The sequence below is a fragment of the Agrobacterium sp. H141 genome (assembly GCF_057158725.1).
Genome location: NZ_CM169893.1, coordinates 673,004 through 690,774 on the forward strand (window position 1 = coordinate 673,004; position 17,771 = coordinate 690,774).

Consider the following 17,771-nt stretch of genomic DNA (forward strand, 5'->3'; position numbering starts at 1 on the left):
CTTGTGCATCGATGGATCATGACCTTGCCGGAACGAAAGCCTACCAGATTGGTTCGGCTTTGGAGTTTTACCATCAGGATTTCACACAATATTTAGCTGCGGCGATTTCTTTCTCCGAGAAGCTTCCGATTGAGATCGACAATCAAATAAGAGACGCGTTTACCCACCTCTCGCGAGCCCATTTCGCCACCTCAATTCACGATACCATATCTGAAGTTGTGAAGGCGAAAGGTCACATCGAACGCGCGAATCGCGACTGCTTAAAGACCGCGATTATTCTTGCACGTGAGGAACTGGAAGGCATCCGAGCTAACATATTGCTGCGCCATGGCGTTCTATCACCCGTGCAAGAATCCACCTACAAGCAGTTGAAGAGTATGAGAAAAGAGGCTTACCTCGCCGAGACACGCGGTGATGTCTCGGTAGTGAAACAACTTGAAGAAATACTGAGGGTTACGCTTGCTTTGGTCGACGACTTTAAAGATTCTCATGCAGAGAAAACGGTGAAGGCGAGCGCCCTCTCTAACTTCTTTAAGCGGCATTCAAAGATAGTCGCCTACGGTCTGTTTACGCTCGGAGGGACCGCTTTTGGCATCATTGTCCGCCCATATGCTGGCCTCATAGTCGATTGGATTTTACGCTAAGTGGACCTCACGTGTCCTAAGAAATATCAACGTGACATGCTATTTCTAGCCGTTATCCAGCAACGTATGGTGATGCGAGTGCGGCAGATATTATTGTCGGCGAAACGCATCGATCATCGCCTTGGTCACGTCCTGCGGGTAGCAGATTGGTGCATATCCACCCGGTTTGGAATAGGCGCTTCTTTTTCCACACCGTCGACCGCCACGGTCTGTATTATACGGGCACGCGCACGAGCCGGGATAACTAGCAAGAGATTCAGCGATGATGCGCTGGATGATCGTCGAATCAGGAACTGAGGACACTGGCTCCTCCCGCGCAGTGTTCTTTGTTCCCTTGTCACGCGGCTTTGGTCTCCCAGCGAGAAATCGAGAGGCTATCCAACCGTCCCGTTGGGTGAGTTGGTCTTTGATGTGGGACCATTCGCCGGACTCTTCCATCAGTAGAACCTGTCGTCCATTGTCGAAGCGATCAATGATTGTGTCACGGGTGGAAGGGCCCGACCGAAACGCGACACGGTTCCCCGCAAGAAATCGCACCGGATAGTTTTGAACTGGCTCCCGTTTCTCGATTTTTTGTCCATCTGCAGGGTTGGCTTCTGACGCTGCCGTCGTAGGAGCCAATTTTGAAGTTTCGGTGCTGACCGTCTCGGGCTGTTTTCGCTGCTCAGAGCTGGGCGATACATTTGCCACGCGGTCTTCGCTCCCGCCCGGGTCGTTACCCAGCATTCGGCCCAAGGCATATAAAACAAACGCTCCTATGATCAAATACCGTTTCCGCATGTCTCAGCCCTCGAAAAGACTTTGACGTAGAAGACAATTTCCGACAAGCTTAAGGTGTAGCGGCGGGACATTTCTCGTTAATGCAGAAGCACATAACGTAGCGGAAGAAGTGGCTACGCCAGCAATCCGAGAACTTCGGATTGCTGGGGGTCAATCAAGCGGCCGGAGATACGAGATGGCACCAAGAAAGGTAGTCGATGCCCGTGCGGATCGTGAAGGCGACATCACGCACGTGAAGCTGGATGGAAACAAGAATTTCACACCGCTGAAGAAGGCAATGGAATTGGCGGATCGCGGCGAAATTTCCAATGCGCATTCCGTTCGCCGCAGCAATGCGAAGCCGCATTTGCGAACTAACCCGGACGGAAAGAAGACCAATAACTTGGACGACATGGCCGGTGACGATTAACGTTGAGATTCAACCTGCGCGTCTGATTTGTCGGGATGGGGGGCGGTTTTCATGGTTGGCGGATGGGATAAACATCCAGGCCCAGACAATGACTACGCGCCAAAGCCCTGGACAACTACTAAATGGGTGGTCTTCTTCCTTTCCGCCTTTGTTGCCATAGTTGGCCTAGCGTATCTCAATTGGCCGTGATCGATATCCATCAGATATCCAATACGGAGATGCCATGGCATTTCTTTCTCGGGAGTCTGTCGCATTCGCCTGTTGACGAGCACCTAGTTAGAAACGCTTTCCGTTGAGTTTCAATGCCATTTCAGTTGAATGGCGACTAACGAAATCTTCCTGGAGTTCCATCGTGCATAATGAGACCTTCGGTCGCCGTGCGTTTCTAACGCGGTACGCTTTCCCGAGAACTGCAGGCGAACCCATCCCTGGGCAATACTCTCATGACTTTGGAATGTGGGTGGTTACAAGCCCCGACGGAAATGTCCCGCTCATCGATACCAAGTCTGATTTGATCGAAATCACGACGAAGACCAAGGTTGAGCAGGAGAGCGACGACACTCCTGCGCCGTTCCTTGAAATACAGACGAAGACTGAAACCCACGTTGAAGGAGACGATCAGGTTCAGCATAATGCAACTCACCTCCTCGAAATCACGACAAAGACTGATGCGCAGATGGAAAGTGATGATACGTCACCGCGCGTTCATGGCTTTCTATGACGGCCCTGTCTGTCAATGATATTGATCCTCACCAATGAAAGGGACCTAACAACTGACTTCGTTATTAGGGAGCTGAAGCGACGAGGCCGGGATCATTTCCGGCTTAATACGAACGCAATCGCCGACATGTCATTTGCGCTCGACCCAATCACCATGTCGCTGGTAGTGTCCTCGCGAGAGAGAAGAGTCCAGATTGATCAGGTAAGGGCCGCTTACTTTCGCAGGCCTGAACTCCCAGATTTGAATAAACTAGACCATGACATGGGGCAGAGAGCGTATGCGTCGACAGAATGGTCAGCTCTGCTGAAGTCGCTCTATTTGTTGGTCGGAAGCAGATGGCTCAGTCATCCCCGCGACATCCTCATCGCCGAAGATAAGCCGTCGCAAATATATCTGGCAAAAAGGCTCGGGTTTAATGTACCGGATACGGTCATTACGAACGACCTGGATACCGCTCGCGCATTGTTGGCCCAAGGACCGATTGTCGGAAAACCTCATCGGCAAGCAGTCGTCGAGATCGAAGGGTCCGAGCATGTAATGTTCACGAGTCGGATCGATGCAATTGCAGAGGAGGATCGTGAAGCTCTTCAGTATGCCCCAGTGATTTTCCAGAGACTCATACCCAAAAAATTCGACATCAGGGTAACCGTCGTCGGCGAACAAGTATTCTCCGTGGCAATCCATTCGCAGGAATATGACGAGGCGTCTTTGGATTGGCGACGCGGCTCAAATCCGAAAATCAGGCACGAGGTAATAACCCTTCCCGGCGACATCCAGTTGGCCTGCACAGAAGTTGTCCGGCAGCAGAAGCTGCGTTTCGGTGCCATAGACCTCGTGCTTGGCGAGGATGGTCAGTTTTGGTTTCTCGAATGCAATCCGAATGGACAGTGGGCCTGGATTGAAAATCGTACTGGGCTCCCTATTGCGGCAGCAATCGTAGACGAGCTGGAGAGGATTGCAGCGGTATGATCGGTGTCTTCGAGTTCTTTTGGCCAAGGCTTTCGAGGCCAACAACCTTGCAGCTTGAAGACCAAGCCAGCAAGCAGACGCATGACCTGCAACTTATCAAAGACGCGAAGTGGGATACGCACACCGAGATAGCGCTTGAATGCGCCCGGGCGCTACACGAACAAGAAACCGAACGGAAGAGGTCATCTGAAAGCAAGGCGTCCATTTACCTGGCGGTGATTGCAGCAATCTTCCCCGTCCTGGTTTCCTTGCCAAAGGACCTCTACGGAGACGAACTTCCCGACATGAGCGCTGGTTGGCAGACTGTGCTTTTAGGGCTCTTTATTTTGGGCGTTGTATACCTCGTAAGAAGCGGAATATGGGCATTCCGCACCTTGGCGGTCTCGACCCACAATCGTATTGATGCGACGGACATTGTTCACCTCTGGGGGGAGCCAGACGCCAATAGCGCTCTGATACGCGATTTGCTGGTAACGACGCGAATGAACCGCGACGGAGTGAATGCAAAAGTGGCATTTATCAAAATGGCCCATGCTTTCTTGCTGAGGACATTCATCGCATTCGCCATCCTTCTCCTGGTCGCAGTGCTAAGGCAGCCTATAGCAAACCTCGTCGACGTAGCTGTGCCGGTGGTGCGTTCCGCTGTGTGCGGCTCATAGCCGTACGCTGTCACAAATTGACTGTTGATTCTGACTTCAAATGTTCCTCGTGCCCTGGCAGGTCGGATATCGACTGCATCCCCAAAACTGGCGTCCTGCCCGCTTTCCCCGCCTTGCTGTTCGCAAACGCATGCCAGAGCCACATACAGGGCAGCTAGGTACGCTTGAGCCTGTGCGGCGTGAATTGTAGCTGCCTCCGAAGCTTGTTCGCGTGGTACTGGCATTCGATGAATAGGAGGTCGGTCGCCGTGCCGACGGCTGGGTAGGTTGATACGGAGATACCGGCTGCAAAGCTGGAACCGCGATTTTGAAATGACGTAGATCAGCTTCGGCTTGGGCCAGTTCCTCGACAAACTGCTGAAGCTGGGCATCATTGCCAGCGATCCAATCATTGAGCTGCTTGTGTTGCTGCTTCAATTGATCGACAAGCTTCGAAAGCTTGTCAGCACATCCTTGTTGCCGGGAGATGATATTGTCCCGTTTGGTTTGCAACGCGGCTCTATCGGCAGCCGTGTAGTCGGTCCGGAACAGGAACTTTCGTTCGACCTGGTTGACCCAAGCCATGATGTTGGCGGACTTAACCGGGCCGATGCCATGAGCATCCTGAACGTCACGTCTTGATGCGTCGTATGCGGTCGTAAATCCGTAGGAAGCCAAGGACGCGACGTCACCGGACGTCAATTTTGGTATCCTTGCACCTCGGATGCCGTGTGCACTTAGGTGGGCATCTAGCTGCTGTTGTCGCCTGGAGGCATTGTAGTCGGTCTCGATATTTTTGAAGTCGGATACGAGCGCCTTGTATTCATCAATCTTCTCAAGAATGGCCGCGCGGGTTGCCTGGACAGTTTCAGCAGGCGAATTCGACTGCAGATGCTGAACACGAGCACGTACTTTTTCCGCAGTCGCCTTGTATTTCTGGAGGTTGAGGCTTTCTGTGCTGTCGGATCGAAGAGCCAGGTAAAGACCGATACCTCCTGCAATAAGAGGTACGATTGGTGGGGTGCCGCTAGCGAACAGAACGACCGCGAGCACCCCCATACCGGCTGCACCGAGTTTCCTCAGCATTGCATCTGAAGATTTTTTCGATGCAGCGTCTACTGCGGCCACAGACGCCTTGTACATTATTTTCGGCGCAGGGATCGCAACTTTGATCTGGGGTGGAATTGTCAGCGAGTTTAGGATGGCCTCGATGGCTACGATGTTAAAGCTAAAACCAACGCCTTCACTGATAGAGCCTTTTACGTGGTGAGCGTTGGCGTCGTGGCTGATGAACATCGGCACGCCGAATGCCTGCTCCATTCGGCACCAAGGACATTCAGGGGCAACCCTTGAATAGTGGTGAGCCTTGTTGTTCGGACAAGGCCGTAGGGATTGCTCCAGCTCTTCGAGTGCGGAAATCCATTGGCTGGGAGTTGGCCTGGACCCGACGCCTTGAGGTGAGAACGCCAACTCGAAGTTCTGTCTGACCTTTGGGGAAAGGTCCGCCATCTGAACGGTCGATGGAGGCGGTTGCATCTTCGTGTCCCGCACCGAGTATGCGAAGCGAAATTCCTTGATGGCCTGTTCGATCCCCATATCTCCGGCTCCCTTGAAGCGGCCCGAGAATGGATGTCGATCCATGCAGAGAATTTGAAAGATGGCGACCGCTAAGCCGAAGGCATCGTGATCGGGTGTACGGACCACGTTCTTCAAAGATTGGCCTTGCAGCTCCGGCGGCGTGTATTCTGGAACGCCAACGACGCAAAGGTACTTCTTGCCTTTCTGAATAACCTGGAATGAGTCGGTATCGATGAGCGCGACGGTAGCTTGTTGCGAAACCAGGATACTACGTTGATTGATATCGCCAATGACGCAACCCGCAGCATGAACCTGCCCAAAGACACGCGCCACGTTGATGGCAGTCCGCACCAGAAACCTGTAGTCCGCAGTTGGAAAATGCCTCAAACGTGAGGAAGGCGTCTGCAGTTCGTGGATTTCTTTGTGCTCTGCAACGAGCCGCATCAGGAAGCCGACAAAGCTCCCCTTCCGGTCAGCCACGACCTTAGTGGGGAATGCAACCGTGTTGATGGATGAATGCAGGTTAGCATCCACCATGGCCCTGATTTTCGCCTCCCGCGATACAACGACCGTGGGCAAATAGGCCTTTACCGCATAGCCCGGCAGGTTGGTCAGCGCATAGACCTCGCCTTCGCCGCCTTTGCCAATGCGCTTCCCGACATGCAGTTCGTCAGTTCCAGCAAAGAGTTTGTCGAGGCTCATCTTCTGACCGCTATCACCAACGTTTTGTCGTCATCGGTGTGCTCGGCAAACTTCTCGCTATCGAGATAAGCCGAAAGTCGGCCAGACAGGAAATGGTCGCGGCCGAGAGATGTGCTTGATAGGAATGGTCGTACCATAGGGTCGAAAAAGTTTTCGTAGGGCTCGTTCGTTACGCTGTCCAAGACCTGGTTCTCGATCCCGTCAGAGAACAGGAATATGGCTTCTATCGGAACATCATGCTCTGCGAACCTGAGTCTCGGAGTGCCGGAATCGGTCACGAAATACGTAGTTGATGCGTACTCGCCATTTTCGGATTCGCTCAGAAGCAGCCAGCCTTGGTCAACAGCGCTTCGAGCAACAATAGCACCATCACCGACGTGAGCAGTCACTGTCCGGGTGCCGTCCGTGATGCCAAGAACCATCGTTGCGGCGAAATCACGAGGAGTGAGAGATCGCAAGGACGCGGCATGAATGATCCGGTCGCGAACCTGGTCTACCCAATCCCAAACGCGATCCTCGGATGGCATGTCCGTTGAGCCGTCAGCGAAATGGGAACGGAGAGCTTCCGCCATCGTGCGACAGACAACCGAAGCACCTTCTCCACCATGGGACGCAGACCCTGCACCATCGGAAACTACGGCACAGAAGATGGACGCTCCGTTGTCGTCGAGAACCTCAAAGCAGCGCTTCGCATCCTGGAGACGTGTCCCGTTTTTGACATGGGAAATGCCCCGAACGGATGCGGCTCCGAATGTCCATCTTGTCATCCGGCAAAGGCCCATCCATCCGGAGCCGTGGGATTGGTAAGGGGCACCTGCTCACCCGGATTCGACCGGGAAACCGATCCAAGGGAGTTCGAGAGCCACTGGAAGAACTCTTTGAACTGGAGACCCTTCAGCTTAAGGGGCTGGCGGACTGAAATTTTCGCCAACGTCTCCATGTTCGCACTTTCTACGCCGATGGCGTAGAACATGAAGGCTTTGCTGTCTTCGCCCTTCCTGACCTCTTCAGCAGCGCGATGCCAGCTGTCAGTAGGCGCACCATCGGTAATCAGAAAAACCCAGGGCCGATAAAAATTGATCCCATTCTCCCGATAACGGTCCTTACGTTCACGGAGCATGGCGAGGCCTGTTTCGATGGCCTCTCCCATGGGAGTATTGCCTTGAGAGGTCAGCGTCTGCGGATAAAAGTTTTCTGCACCGATGAAGCCCATTTCCACGTTCACCGGCCCGAAAGTCACCATTGCGAATTCGACCCGTTTTGCCGCGAGACTATCGCTCTGAATTTCCTCCTGCAGCGCCCGTAGACCCTCATTCAGTTCGTCAATTGGTCTGCCGCCCATCGAACCTGAAACATCCAGGATCAGGACGCATGGACAGCGCGGTTGAGGGTTGGATTTCAGATCGGCGTCGGCAAAAGGTTGTTGATCGAACTCGGACATACAAGGCTCCCCATCCACAATTGCCGCCATACAACCTCAAAATGAATTGCCGATCAATTGCACAAACAGACAACAGGCCCGCAGTGAGAGTTTTTGCTTTTCGAGATTTGAGCGCGCTGGATGGGGATGCACTTGGGATCAGAGAGCCGCCCGACCCTTGCATGTGTCAGTGGCGGAGCCTCTGTTGCCGAAAAGAAGGCTCTTCAGGCTGTTTTATCGATGACATTTTCGCCGTGAGCGGCGCTCGCGAGGCCCCACCAACTCGGCGCAACCATAGACGCAATTCGGCGAAGTCAACTGCTTGAATACATCAGATAGTTGAAATTTCCTCCACGCTATGCTTCTGTCCGAGAGCTTCTGTTTGCGGCCAGGGGGATCGTAGCAATGGTGAAGCATACCCTATTCGGAATATTCATGCTGGTGACGGGGGCGTCAAACGGTCACGCCGAAGAATGCTGGTCTCTCCTGAATACCCCTGACTGGCAGAACATTCGTACAGCCATCGAGCAGATTAAAATCTGCGAAGTGTTGCCTGGTGGACCGAACCGCACGCGCCGATCTGAAGCAACGCAAATCGATATCTGCTCTGCGCCGCAAGGGTTTCGTGTGAAATCACGGATGGAGACCACCTGCGCTACGAGTGACGCAGCTCTCATCAGGTTTTCTGTCTCCGGCACTATTTCTCCAGACGTGACCGTAGATGTTGGAGCGTGTCGCATAACATCGTTTGACGTCGATATATCCGGTGACGTCGGCAAATACCTGACAAATCTTGGGCTGTTGCAGCCCGTGCTTCTCGGTTGGGCGCAAGGGCAGTTGAACCGTCTCTGCGGCAAATCCTAACAGGCCGGAGAATTAAGATGACACAGGAGACCCTCCGGAAAATATGGATCACGCTGGCGATCCTTACCTTCGTCGTGATGGTCAATATTCACGGATCAACTCAAAAATCCGACTTCGCGCTGATATTTAAGCTTCCGATAGAACTTAAATTTGACGGCGACTTGTCGCGTGAAGCCTACGCCGTTCATGGACTGCGCTTTTTCGCCCTCTTTTTCTGGGTGATCCCTTTTCTGGCGGCATATCACGCCAAAAAATCGAGCGGCTCTGCAGCCGGTGCCTTCCCATTTCGGCTGCTTGACGTCGATCCGCAAACTCCTCCTGGCCGCTGGATACAGGGCATCGCCCTCTTCATTTTAATCGGTCTTCCTCTACTGACCGCAGTCCATTTGTGGAAAATCGTGGGGCAGACGCAGGTTTGCCAACATGCGTCGAACGCACTTGTCAATTGTACCGGCATCTGGTCTCGGCCGATCAACGCTGGACTTTGGGACGATACGTATCGGGTGGCAAACTGGGGGCCGACCTATGACCCTCTGATAGAGCCGACCGTCGCTCTCGTGCTGACCAGCTTGTCCGTTTACATGTCTATACGGCTCCTGCTCGAAATGCGCCGCGCAGGCGCGCGACCGGCGGCAGAAGAAGTGACGCCAGCGGAGCTGCCGGAAACGAATGCGAACTGATTGTCAGTCTAACTGCGGATCAAATCCGCCTGGATAACTATGAGGTGAGATATGCGTTTCCTTCCTGCTTTCATAATCGCTGCCACCTCCACGCTTGCGAGTCAGGCTTGGGCGTCAGAGGTCAAGATCGTTTCCTGGAATGTTGCGGCGCAACCGATGGAAAGGGTTCTTGCTCGCGCATCTGATTACAAGGCAATGTCCAACGCTTTGGCTCCGGATGTGCTTGTGCTGATCGAACTCACCGGGGTCGACGACCTGAAGGCAATCGCAAAAGCGGTTGGATGGCCAACTTATTATGCGGCAGTGTCCGACGGCCAAGTTCAGGGAAGCGAGATTCATTTCAGTTTGGAAGTCGGCATTCTGTCGAAGATACCAATAACCTCAGTCGTCGAACTGGACGCAAAGCCCGAGGGACGCACCCATCCGGTGTTCACCAGCATGAAGCCGGATGGCGATGCCTCTATTCCGGTCAAGGAAGTACAGTTGAAAGGCATCGACATGATGGGGGTGGCAGCAACTGACCGTGGCACGCTGCGGGTCGATTTTTCGAATGGTCTGACCATATTTCCCGTCCATCTCAAATCCAATTCGAACGATGCGTGTTTCGCAGCAGGTGACACAGTCGCCAACCTGAAGAAACTAGAACTACCTGCTCTACCGGCGCTGCAAGAGATTTTGGACAAAGGCTCTGAGGTGAAAGCGAAAGCCGACAAGGACAACGCCTTCAAAAGGGAGCGCGTGATCGCAGCAACCAAGGTAGTTGCCGATATAGCCGCCAATGAAGGACGCACGGTCCTGATCGCTGGCGACTGGAACACCTCCTTTGAACCTGGGAAGGTCGGTCAGTCATTTGATGATTGTCAGTTGGCTGCCTTCTCTTGCGAAAAGGCACCGTTTCCTGCCGAGAAGTGTAATGGGGATGGTTACGACGACACGTTCGCTATCATGACCGTGCCACTCTCAGGCAGTCAGAAATGGAAAATTGTGACGGAGCAACTTGGTAGGACGTATACGGACACGAAATTCGCGGACAAGGCAATCGATCACATTGCCGTCGCTGATGCGAAAGCGGCTGAGTTCACGGAGCCCCGGGTCAGCCCGGATTCCTTCGGATCGGATCATTTCCCCATATCGACAACCTGGACCGGTGCACCATGATCAGCACCCTTTACCCTCGCCAGTTGTCGGCACGCTGTTTGAAATCGATCTTCTTCCATTCCTCTTTCCAGAGCGTCAGATATTTCACGTCACTCGATGAGGGTTCGGGATTGCATTTCTCCACATACACGACGCAAGGCATGATGACGGCGTCCCCGATGAGAAGTGCTTCCCCTTGCTCAAGGGCAGGCATGCCCTCGGTGAGATTGCCCAGCGTATCCGGCAATAGTCGGCGGACATAACTTTGGTCATCGGGGTTGGTGAGACGCATCGCCAGGAAATTGGAGCATTGCGAAAAGATAGTCTCTGAAATTTCAGACGGGCGCTGGCTCGAAATCAGAAGGCTGATGCCGTACTTTCGGCCTTCTTTGGCAATGCGCTCGATTGCAGCCAGGGAAGCCTTGTAGCGGGCAAGACCGCTCTTTGGTGCGTATTTGTGTGCTTCCTCATACACCATGAGGAACGGTTGCTCTGATTTGCTTTCGACGCGCCGGGCATAGTAGCAAAAATCGAACATTAGACGGGAGATCAGCGAGACGGTAATGCTGAGCAGCTCAAAGGGAATGCCGCTGAGGTCGATGATGGTGACATTCGACTCGCCTCCCGCCTTGTAGCCGGTAAACTGTTCAAGTACCTGCTCCAATGTCGCAGCTTTGGCCTTCGCACCGAATATGAAATCAAGCCGAGAGTTGGATATCTTTGATCTAATCCGACGCTCGAATTTGTCGATGCTACCGTCGGCATAGGGACCTTTGTTGATTTTGCTGCGTTCCGGGGCCGCGAAATCCCGCAACGCCTTGCAATAATGCTCAAGCTGACCCTCGACATCATCGAACGTTTCGGTCGTACCGTCCTTAAACTTGATGTGCAGCGAGTTCTCAGCATCTTTTGTTTCCCGCGTCAGGTTGCGGAAAGCGTTCGCTACGTGCTGAATGTCATATCGAAGCGGACTGTCGAAATTGACCTTTTCGACGGTAGGATTGCTGATCTTCTTGGCGATGGTCACTACGGAACGGAGCAGCGACTCCTGGTTGTAGTTGTTGTTGTCCCCCGACTCCAGGAACATGTCCTCCATCTCGTCTTCGTTGAGAAGCCAATATGGCAGGACTAGGCCATCGACGGTGATGACATTCGCCTTCGGAAACGCCGTGGCATATTCGGAATGAAGATCGAATATCAGGATATGGGAGTTGTTGAGCCCCTGGTATTCGCCGGTTCTGGCAGATATCGCCTTTTGCAGAACTGACGACACACTCGATGATTTGCCCGATCCCGAAGCACCGACAACGGCAATATGTTTGTTGAAGAACCGGTCGCCGTGAACGGGTACGACGATATCACGTTGCCTGGTCAGTGAAGAAAAGCAAAAGCGGTCTTCTGCCGCATAGCAGTCTGCATAGATGGCTGCGATTTCCGCTTTCGTCGCCGGGACGACCTTCTTGGGTGGAATGGCCAATTCGTCGCCGCCACGATTGAACTTTCCGTCTTTAAGGGTCCCGAGAGGGTACGCATCAATCATATAGACGCGCTTGTAGTCACTGCTGCCGTCGCCTTTCACCTCTTTCATCTCAATTGAAAAGCTTTCGATGATGCAGATGAGAGAAACGTTGTCATTGTCCGAGACCTTGAGAAAGGACCCAACGCGAAGAGACTCCCCCGCCGCCTGGAAGTTCAAGAGATCATCGACGGCCACTCGGACTTTGTTGGGGTAAACGGCGACAACCTCGGCATTGGCGATTTGCTCAGTCATTATATGTCCTCAGATAATTTTCGTGATTAGAGACAATTCGTCCACGGGGATCGAGTAACTTTGGATGTTACCACCAGCCAGGTTCAACGGCGTAGGTGTGTTCATGAAGAAATCGTAGATGCGACGCGGTTTTCGACCCATACCCTCTAGCGAGGCGGTTAACTGATCGAGATTATCGACGAATCTCACCGCTACTGTTCGTTCCTTGGTCTGGGGCGTTCGGACGTGCTCTGCGCGGAATGGCGAACCACGGTAAGGGTGACCATCGACGAATTCTAAGCCCTGCTCGTAAATCGAGTTTTTCACTTCTTGGGTCAAATCCTCCCCAGCATTGCGCAACATTATAAACGGCGCATGGCGCTCATTATCCGGGGTCCTCGGACTATTGGCGGAACTCCACTTCTTCGCGATCTCAAGCACTTGATCAGCGACCACTTGACTGCCAGCGTTTTTATCAACTTCGATAATGAATACCCGAATTACGCCAGCCGTGTTCTGCTGAGAGAAGTAAAGATTACGCATAAACCGACCATACGCCGCCGCCTCCTTTTCGCGGAGCAACCAACTATGATGGACGGCTTGGGTGCCCTTGAGATGATCCTGCAACTTCCGAAGGCTAGTAGAGCGGTCTACATGATCTTTCCTTGTCGCAAGGCTGGCGACAAAATCGAAAGCTCTAGGATAATGGAAACCGCAAGCTTCGATCTCCGTCACCTTCTGGTTGGACCGAAGCTGAGCAACGACCTCGGCGCGCTGTGCCGCGAATTCTTTCGCGGGCCGCACTTCGAAAACGCTACAGAAAGCCTCAATAAGATCGTCAGCAATCTCCAGCCCGTCGAGGTGAGACTTCTTCGTGCGAGACTTATCTTCCTCGACCTTGAAATAGGTCATCACCTCTTTGAACCGATCCACGGTTAAAGGGCCAACCGCGATCTTTATTTCCTTATAATGGCCGTAAAGGACGTACTTCCGACCGACCCTATCGGCTTCCTTTAGGCCGTAGAAATGTTGGAAAAGTTTGTGGAGAGGATCACGTAGGATGGCATCGGTGAGGCTCTGCGCCTCGTAATACTTTACTTGATTGTATGTTATCCCGTCTGGGGCGTATCGGTCGAAATCCTCGATGCCCTCAATTACCACCTGGTCATCCAAGCCTGCGGCCAAGATATCCAGCAGCGCAGCGTCGAGCTGATAGAAGTATCCACGGATCGAAGCCGTTGCTTCACGTTTTTTATCGACCTCCAGCATCCTAACCCCCGAATCAATCCCTGATTGGAATAATATGGCAGAGGCCGCTCGTGACGCGAGTGGTGTAATTTGCGCCGATCAAAATTTCAGGCGACTATTGACTATTGTTCGATAGCGCTCGGATCGACTTGTGGAGAATAATAATGCTCAGTCAGAAGAACATCGATGCTTTTGAGGCCATTTATATTTCAGGCGTAAAAATCGCGATGGAGGTGGGAAGCGTACGGCGCGTTCGCTTCATTCTGGAAGAATGGAACTCCTTCGTAGAGAAAGCAAACATGGAAAGGTGGACTCATACATTTCAAGAAGCCAAGGATTGGGTGACAAAGGCCATTCAATATGAGCAAATCCATGGCGAAGGTAGCTTCTTCAACCCTGAACACCCGCACATCAAATCAGTCAGAGCATACGGCCAGCAGCATCACATGCCTGGCAATGGCATCACTTCATCGGGAAATTCATCGGCGAGCGCCTTAGAAAGCTTATCGGGCGAGTCAAAAGCCCTAGACCATGACCCTGATACCCGGGCAGCATAGCGCGATATGACAGTTCCGTCTGCCAACGTTAACTTTGCTTGATACCATTCTTCTTTGTCGGCATCCCGCTGGGTGTCCAACATTTTTTCTATTTGTAGTGTGATATTTGCCTGTCGCTCGACGCCCCATGCTGCATTCTCGTCACTGAATGCCCCGACGAATACGCCGAGGTAAGTGCGAACTTCAAAAACGGCTTATCCCGTTTGCACAGGTGTTAACCACAGTTAGTGTTCGCGCGAGACGTGCGCCCCCTCCTCGTTTATATCGGCGAGATGGGCCTGTTTCCGACACGCTGGGCAAATGACCGTCCTCCATCGCTGGAGAAGTTCACTTTGGACTTCGCCGACGACTACGCTTGCGCGGAATACCTTGCGAAGAAGCGTTGGGAGCATGGCTTCAAATGCCCGAAGTGCGGCGGCAACCGAGCGTGGCGGCTTGAAGCTCGGCCTTGGGTCTGGGAATGCCAAGGAGCATTCGTAGCCAAGAATGGCGAGCGGTCGGTCACGCGGTGCCATCACCAAACCTCGCTGATCGCTGGCACCGTGATGCATGGCACGCACCTCCCGTTGAGGAAATGGTTCCTGGCCGCTTATCTCGTTGCAACGCATTCGAACGGGATTTCAGCTCTCCAGCTCCAGCCGAAGCTCGGCGTCGGATACAAGACCGCCTGGTTGCTCCTCCACAAGCTCCGGCGGGCGATGGTCGATCCGGATCGTAAACCTCTTAGAGGCGACATCGAGATCGATGAGACCAATGTCCCGTTCCGGACGAAGGATGAACCGGAGGGCGGCGGTCAGGGCCGCAGTCCAATCGGCAAGATTTTCATGGTCGGGGCCATCGAGGTCAGCGAGGGGAAATATCCCGGACGATGCCGTCTGCAACGGATCGTCAACATCGACCGCGAAAGCTTGCACGCCTTCATCCAGGACAACACGGCAATTGGATGCGTGCTGCACACTGACGGCAACACCGCCTACAGGCGAATGCCGGATCGTGGCCACAACGCCATCAATCTTAGCGCCGTCGATGCGCCACCTGCCCACGTCGTTTTGCCGTGGGTTCATCGGGTCTTCTCGAACTTCAAGCGATGGAGCTACGGCACGTTCCACGGGTTGCGGGACAAGCACATCGACATCTACGCCAACGAGTTCGTCTTCAGATGGAACCGACGGCGACACTTCCAGACCAACATCGATACGATGCTCGGTCTCGGTCAGCGGATCGGACGTGTGACTTGGCGCGGAGTCGTCGGGGATACGTGGAAATGGAAGCATGACCACCAAGATCAGGTGCTGGCGATGGTCGATCCGGAGCGATTGAAACGTGCCGAGGAGTATGCGTTCGAGAACGGCATGGATATCTTCGACGCGCTGGACGACGTCAGGCGCGAGGAAAGACGGCATAAATATCATCGCCGTCAGCCAGAACGTCCTGCGCTACCGCCGAGACGGCACGGCGAGGAGAGAAATACCCGACGATACGTCCATCCGCCAAGTTTGGCTCCAACGGAGACGGCCATAGGTTATCTGCGGCATATCCCCATCGGATCGAAGATCACCGGATCGCGCCAGATATTGATGGCCTAGCGCAGCTCGCCGAGCACTATGTAGGGTTTTGATCGGAAGCTAATCTTCATGAAAGCTGCGAGCTGGCCGTCTGCACAGTCCTGGGGAACAAACCCTATCGGGAACATTTCAAGGGCTTTCGAGGGAACTTCGTGTTTTGCCAAGACATCGAGGCTCTGAGAACGTTTGAAAGATGTCAATTCAATTGCATCGTTCCCAATCACCACAAATGCAAAATGTCCTTCGTCCGCTGAGTAGTTGTTCGCGGCGAGATATTTGTTCACCCTTGCCGCTAACACATCTCTTGACGGCAATCGATCTTGGTACGGCTGGAGTAAGCAAACCGCCTTTGCGTCGAAAGTAGATATGTCGTGAAACCTGGTGGGCTTTCCGACGCTGATTTTATTGAAAGTGCTTTCGTCCAAAGGGCCTGCACCGGCGGCAGACCAGTGAGCTGTCGATAGTAGCAAAGCCAAAAGACCAATCGCCCTTTTAAGGTTCACCTGCATCTACCCCTCCAACAATCGTCACGCGAAACAACCCTCTGCTGACGTGGTTGTCAACATCCAGGGAATCAGATCGACATGACTGATGTACTCATTCGATTGCAATTGTAGCCTATAGTTGAATTGGGAATGCCGAAGCCGCAAAATAGCTCCCATCCGCAATGCTCCTAATAGGGTGTCCCTGTGCGAAAGGGATAAGCCTTCTTCAAAAAAAGAAATGTCCGCCACCGTCAGTTTCACGGGGCCTTTGTCGATAATAAGCGAGGTCACTGCGTGCTCCAGAAATGATTTTCCTTTCGGTAACAAGCCGATGTTGAGGAATCGTGAAGCAGTGGAAGCAGGATTGAGCTTTGACGGGTCCAAGAACGGTCAGTTTTGACAACCAGAGCGAGAGAACGAGTCGTTTTGCTCAGTTTTCGTGGCGAAAGTTCAAATGTATGTGGCGAATAGCAATCGTAACCGCGACCAGACTATACACAAGCAGACGCTCAACCTGTCATGAGCCGTTGGCTCGAACTGCCCGTATCGATTTCCTTAACCATATTCCGAACAGGTAAATTTTTCCCGCTGGACTTTCGGTACCGCCGCTGACTATCTTCTGCGCCAGTTTCAAACACGGAGCCCCACGATGATACGCATCGTCAATCTAGGAAAGACCTTCCTCAGCTCCATCTGAAGTAAGGACATCGTGTCCTCTACCTCCGGATGGGCTGCCACCCATGTGCGCCCAGGAGGTATCTATGCGCCCATCAAAAAATGTGCTGCACCACGTGTTGGTGCGTCGTGCCATTCTGACCGAATTGCGCTCCGGTGCTGGAGCCGACATTCGCTCTCGATTTGAGGTGTTCCAGGACACCGGATCGGACGCGGACAAGAATGCAATCGTCGGGATGCGTACGACGCGATGGTAAGCAATCCCCATTCCCCCACTCTGATTGACGGCGAACCGATGCTGTGGGTAGAGCCGTTGCGCCACGAGGGTGTGCGTAACGTTACTCCTAAGCATCTGTTGAACACGAACGGTTCGTCCGTGTTCAACAATCGCGAGGTGCAGCACGAAAGCGGCACTGAGAAAAAGGTTGCCTCGTTCCTGAAAGCCCAGCCAGGCGTTGTCGAGGTGCGCTCGCAGTTCATGACAGTTGAGTATCATGACGAGGAAGGCGTGCTTCACAAACACACCATCGACTATTGCGTCCGCGATAAACGCGGCCGTTGGGAGGCCGTTGCCGTCAAACAGGAGAAGAAGAAGGCAGAAGTCGAGGCCGTCTTTAAGGGTATGCTGCCCGAGTATCGTGATCGTTTTCATAAATTGACGATCTTGACCGAGCAGGATGTTCCTTGGTGGGGCGTGCGCAACGCCGATAGCATCCTGTTTTATCGAGAATTGCACGACGACCATCAGGTTCACACTCTGCTGGATGAGCTTCAGCAGCGGGCCAAGGCTAAGGTGTGCTTCTACCAGATGTACACGCTCGGCATCGACCGGCCGTCCCGTACCGCCGCCATATGGCGGCTCATCGATCTCGGGTACCTAAAGCCCGAGCCGGGTCTCATCAACGAGTTGACCTGGTTCACGGTCGAAATCTAATCGCCCCTTAGCCCA

19 protein-coding genes and 1 pseudogene are annotated in these 17,771 nt (G+C 53.3%); 12 read left to right on the top strand and 8 right to left on the bottom strand.

Annotation, left to right across the window (positions count from 1 at the left end; translation table 11 throughout):
• Positions 1-11: 11 nt before the first annotated feature.
• Entirely contained in the window at positions 12-644 is a 633-nt protein-coding gene (locus ACWPM9_RS02980; protein WP_484756690.1) for a hypothetical protein, read from the top strand.
• 90 nt (positions 645-734) lie between these two features.
• Here the strand turns inward: ACWPM9_RS02980 and ACWPM9_RS02985 are convergent, their stop codons facing one another.
• Positions 735-1,334 (bottom strand): SH3 domain-containing protein, encoded by a 600-nt coding sequence (locus ACWPM9_RS02985; RefSeq protein WP_484756691.1) that lies wholly within the window; start codon positions 1,332-1,334, stop codon positions 735-737.
• Between the two features lie 265 nt (positions 1,335-1,599).
• On the opposite strand from ACWPM9_RS02985, the gene ACWPM9_RS02990 reads away from it, so the two are divergent.
• The 4 genes from ACWPM9_RS02990 (at position 1,600) to ACWPM9_RS03005 (ending at position 4,182) form a co-directional block, all read left to right on the top strand.
• Positions 1,600-1,833: a DUF3892 domain-containing protein gene (locus ACWPM9_RS02990; protein ID WP_105374333.1), complete on the top strand. Its 234-nt coding sequence runs from the start codon at positions 1,600-1,602 to the stop codon at positions 1,831-1,833.
• Between the two features lie 352 nt (positions 1,834-2,185).
• Positions 2,186-2,554: a hypothetical protein gene (locus ACWPM9_RS02995; protein ID WP_484756692.1), complete on the top strand. Its 369-nt coding sequence runs from the start codon at positions 2,186-2,188 to the stop codon at positions 2,552-2,554.
• Between the two features lie 126 nt (positions 2,555-2,680).
• Positions 2,681-3,523, top strand: a complete 843-nt coding sequence (locus ACWPM9_RS03000) for an MvdC/MvdD family ATP grasp protein (protein ID WP_484756693.1) — start codon at positions 2,681-2,683, stop codon at positions 3,521-3,523.
• The gene (locus ACWPM9_RS03005) at positions 3,520-4,182 is read left to right on the top strand and encodes a hypothetical protein (RefSeq protein ID WP_484756694.1); all 663 of its coding nucleotides are present in this window, start codon (positions 3,520-3,522) and stop codon (positions 4,180-4,182) included. The genes ACWPM9_RS03000 and ACWPM9_RS03005 overlap by 4 nt, the downstream gene beginning before the upstream one ends.
• A 36-nt stretch (positions 4,183-4,218) precedes the next feature.
• Here ACWPM9_RS03005 and ACWPM9_RS03010 read toward each other — a convergent pair whose 3' ends face one another.
• Genes ACWPM9_RS03010 through ACWPM9_RS03020 form a run of 3 tightly spaced genes read right to left on the bottom strand, consistent with a single transcriptional unit; the run spans position 4,219 to position 7,882 of the window.
• The gene (locus ACWPM9_RS03010; RefSeq protein ID WP_484756695.1) at positions 4,219-6,441 is read right to left on the bottom strand and encodes a protein kinase domain-containing protein; all 2,223 of its coding nucleotides are present in this window, start codon (positions 6,439-6,441) and stop codon (positions 4,219-4,221) included.
• Positions 6,438-7,223, bottom strand: coding sequence for a PP2C family serine/threonine-protein phosphatase (locus ACWPM9_RS03015; protein ID WP_484756696.1), 786 nt, complete (start codon positions 7,221-7,223; stop codon positions 6,438-6,440). The genes ACWPM9_RS03010 and ACWPM9_RS03015 overlap by 4 nt, the downstream gene beginning before the upstream one ends.
• A complete protein-coding gene (locus ACWPM9_RS03020) occupies positions 7,205-7,882 on the bottom strand; it encodes a vWA domain-containing protein (RefSeq protein WP_484756697.1) in 678 nt (225 codons plus the stop codon). The genes ACWPM9_RS03015 and ACWPM9_RS03020 overlap by 19 nt, the downstream gene beginning before the upstream one ends.
• Positions 7,883-8,266: 384 nt before the next feature.
• On the opposite strand from ACWPM9_RS03020, the gene ACWPM9_RS03025 reads away from it, so the two are divergent.
• From ACWPM9_RS03025 to ACWPM9_RS03035, 3 genes are read left to right on the top strand one after another with little or no spacing between them, the layout of a single operon-like run.
• Positions 8,267-8,725, top strand: a complete 459-nt coding sequence (locus ACWPM9_RS03025; protein WP_484756698.1) for a hypothetical protein — start codon at positions 8,267-8,269, stop codon at positions 8,723-8,725.
• Positions 8,726-8,742: 17 nt separating this feature from the next.
• Entirely contained in the window at positions 8,743-9,405 is a 663-nt protein-coding gene (locus ACWPM9_RS03030; protein ID WP_484756699.1) for a hypothetical protein, read from the top strand.
• A 51-nt stretch (positions 9,406-9,456) separates the two neighbouring features.
• Entirely contained in the window at positions 9,457-10,563 is a 1,107-nt protein-coding gene (locus ACWPM9_RS03035) for a hypothetical protein (protein WP_484756700.1), read from the top strand.
• A 10-nt stretch (positions 10,564-10,573) separates the two neighbouring features.
• On the opposite strand, the gene ACWPM9_RS03040 is transcribed toward ACWPM9_RS03035, so the two are convergent.
• On the bottom strand, positions 10,574-12,313 hold the full coding sequence (locus ACWPM9_RS03040) for an ATP-binding protein (RefSeq protein WP_484756701.1): 1,740 nt from the start codon (positions 12,311-12,313) through the stop codon (positions 10,574-10,576).
• A gap of 9 nt (positions 12,314-12,322) precedes the next feature.
• On the bottom strand, positions 12,323-13,561 hold the full coding sequence (locus tag ACWPM9_RS03045; protein ID WP_484756702.1) for a DUF4297 family anti-phage-associated protein: 1,239 nt from the start codon (positions 13,559-13,561) through the stop codon (positions 12,323-12,325).
• Positions 13,562-13,704: 143 nt separating this feature from the next.
• On the opposite strand from ACWPM9_RS03045, the gene ACWPM9_RS03050 reads away from it, so the two are divergent.
• Both ACWPM9_RS03050 and ACWPM9_RS03055 read left to right on the top strand, forming a co-directional pair.
• A complete protein-coding gene (locus ACWPM9_RS03050; RefSeq protein ID WP_484756703.1) occupies positions 13,705-14,097 on the top strand; it encodes a hypothetical protein in 393 nt (130 codons plus the stop codon).
• A 272-nt stretch (positions 14,098-14,369) separates the two neighbouring features.
• Positions 14,370-15,347, top strand: a pseudogene (locus tag ACWPM9_RS03055) (IS1595 family transposase); the annotation flags it as partial.
• Positions 15,348-15,679: 332 nt separating this feature from the next.
• On the opposite strand, the gene ACWPM9_RS03060 reads toward ACWPM9_RS03055, so the two are convergent.
• Positions 15,680-16,171: a hypothetical protein gene (locus tag ACWPM9_RS03060; RefSeq protein ID WP_484756704.1), complete on the bottom strand. Its 492-nt coding sequence runs from the start codon at positions 16,169-16,171 to the stop codon at positions 15,680-15,682.
• Between the two features lie 18 nt (positions 16,172-16,189).
• The gene (locus ACWPM9_RS03065; protein ID WP_484756705.1) at positions 16,190-16,531 is read right to left on the bottom strand and encodes a hypothetical protein; all 342 of its coding nucleotides are present in this window, start codon (positions 16,529-16,531) and stop codon (positions 16,190-16,192) included.
• A 377-nt stretch (positions 16,532-16,908) separates the two neighbouring features.
• Between ACWPM9_RS03065 and ACWPM9_RS03070 the strand changes: the two genes are divergently transcribed.
• Both ACWPM9_RS03070 and ACWPM9_RS03075 read left to right on the top strand, forming a co-directional pair.
• Positions 16,909-17,079 carry a hypothetical protein gene (locus ACWPM9_RS03070; RefSeq protein WP_484756706.1) on the top strand — a complete coding sequence of 57 codons (171 nt, stop codon included), beginning with the start codon at positions 16,909-16,911 and terminating at the stop codon, positions 17,077-17,079.
• Positions 17,073-17,756, top strand: coding sequence for a PDDEXK family nuclease (locus tag ACWPM9_RS03075; RefSeq protein ID WP_484756707.1), 684 nt, complete (start codon positions 17,073-17,075; stop codon positions 17,754-17,756). Before ACWPM9_RS03070 ends, ACWPM9_RS03075 begins: the two co-directional genes overlap by 7 nt.
• Positions 17,757-17,771: the final 15 nt, after the last annotated feature.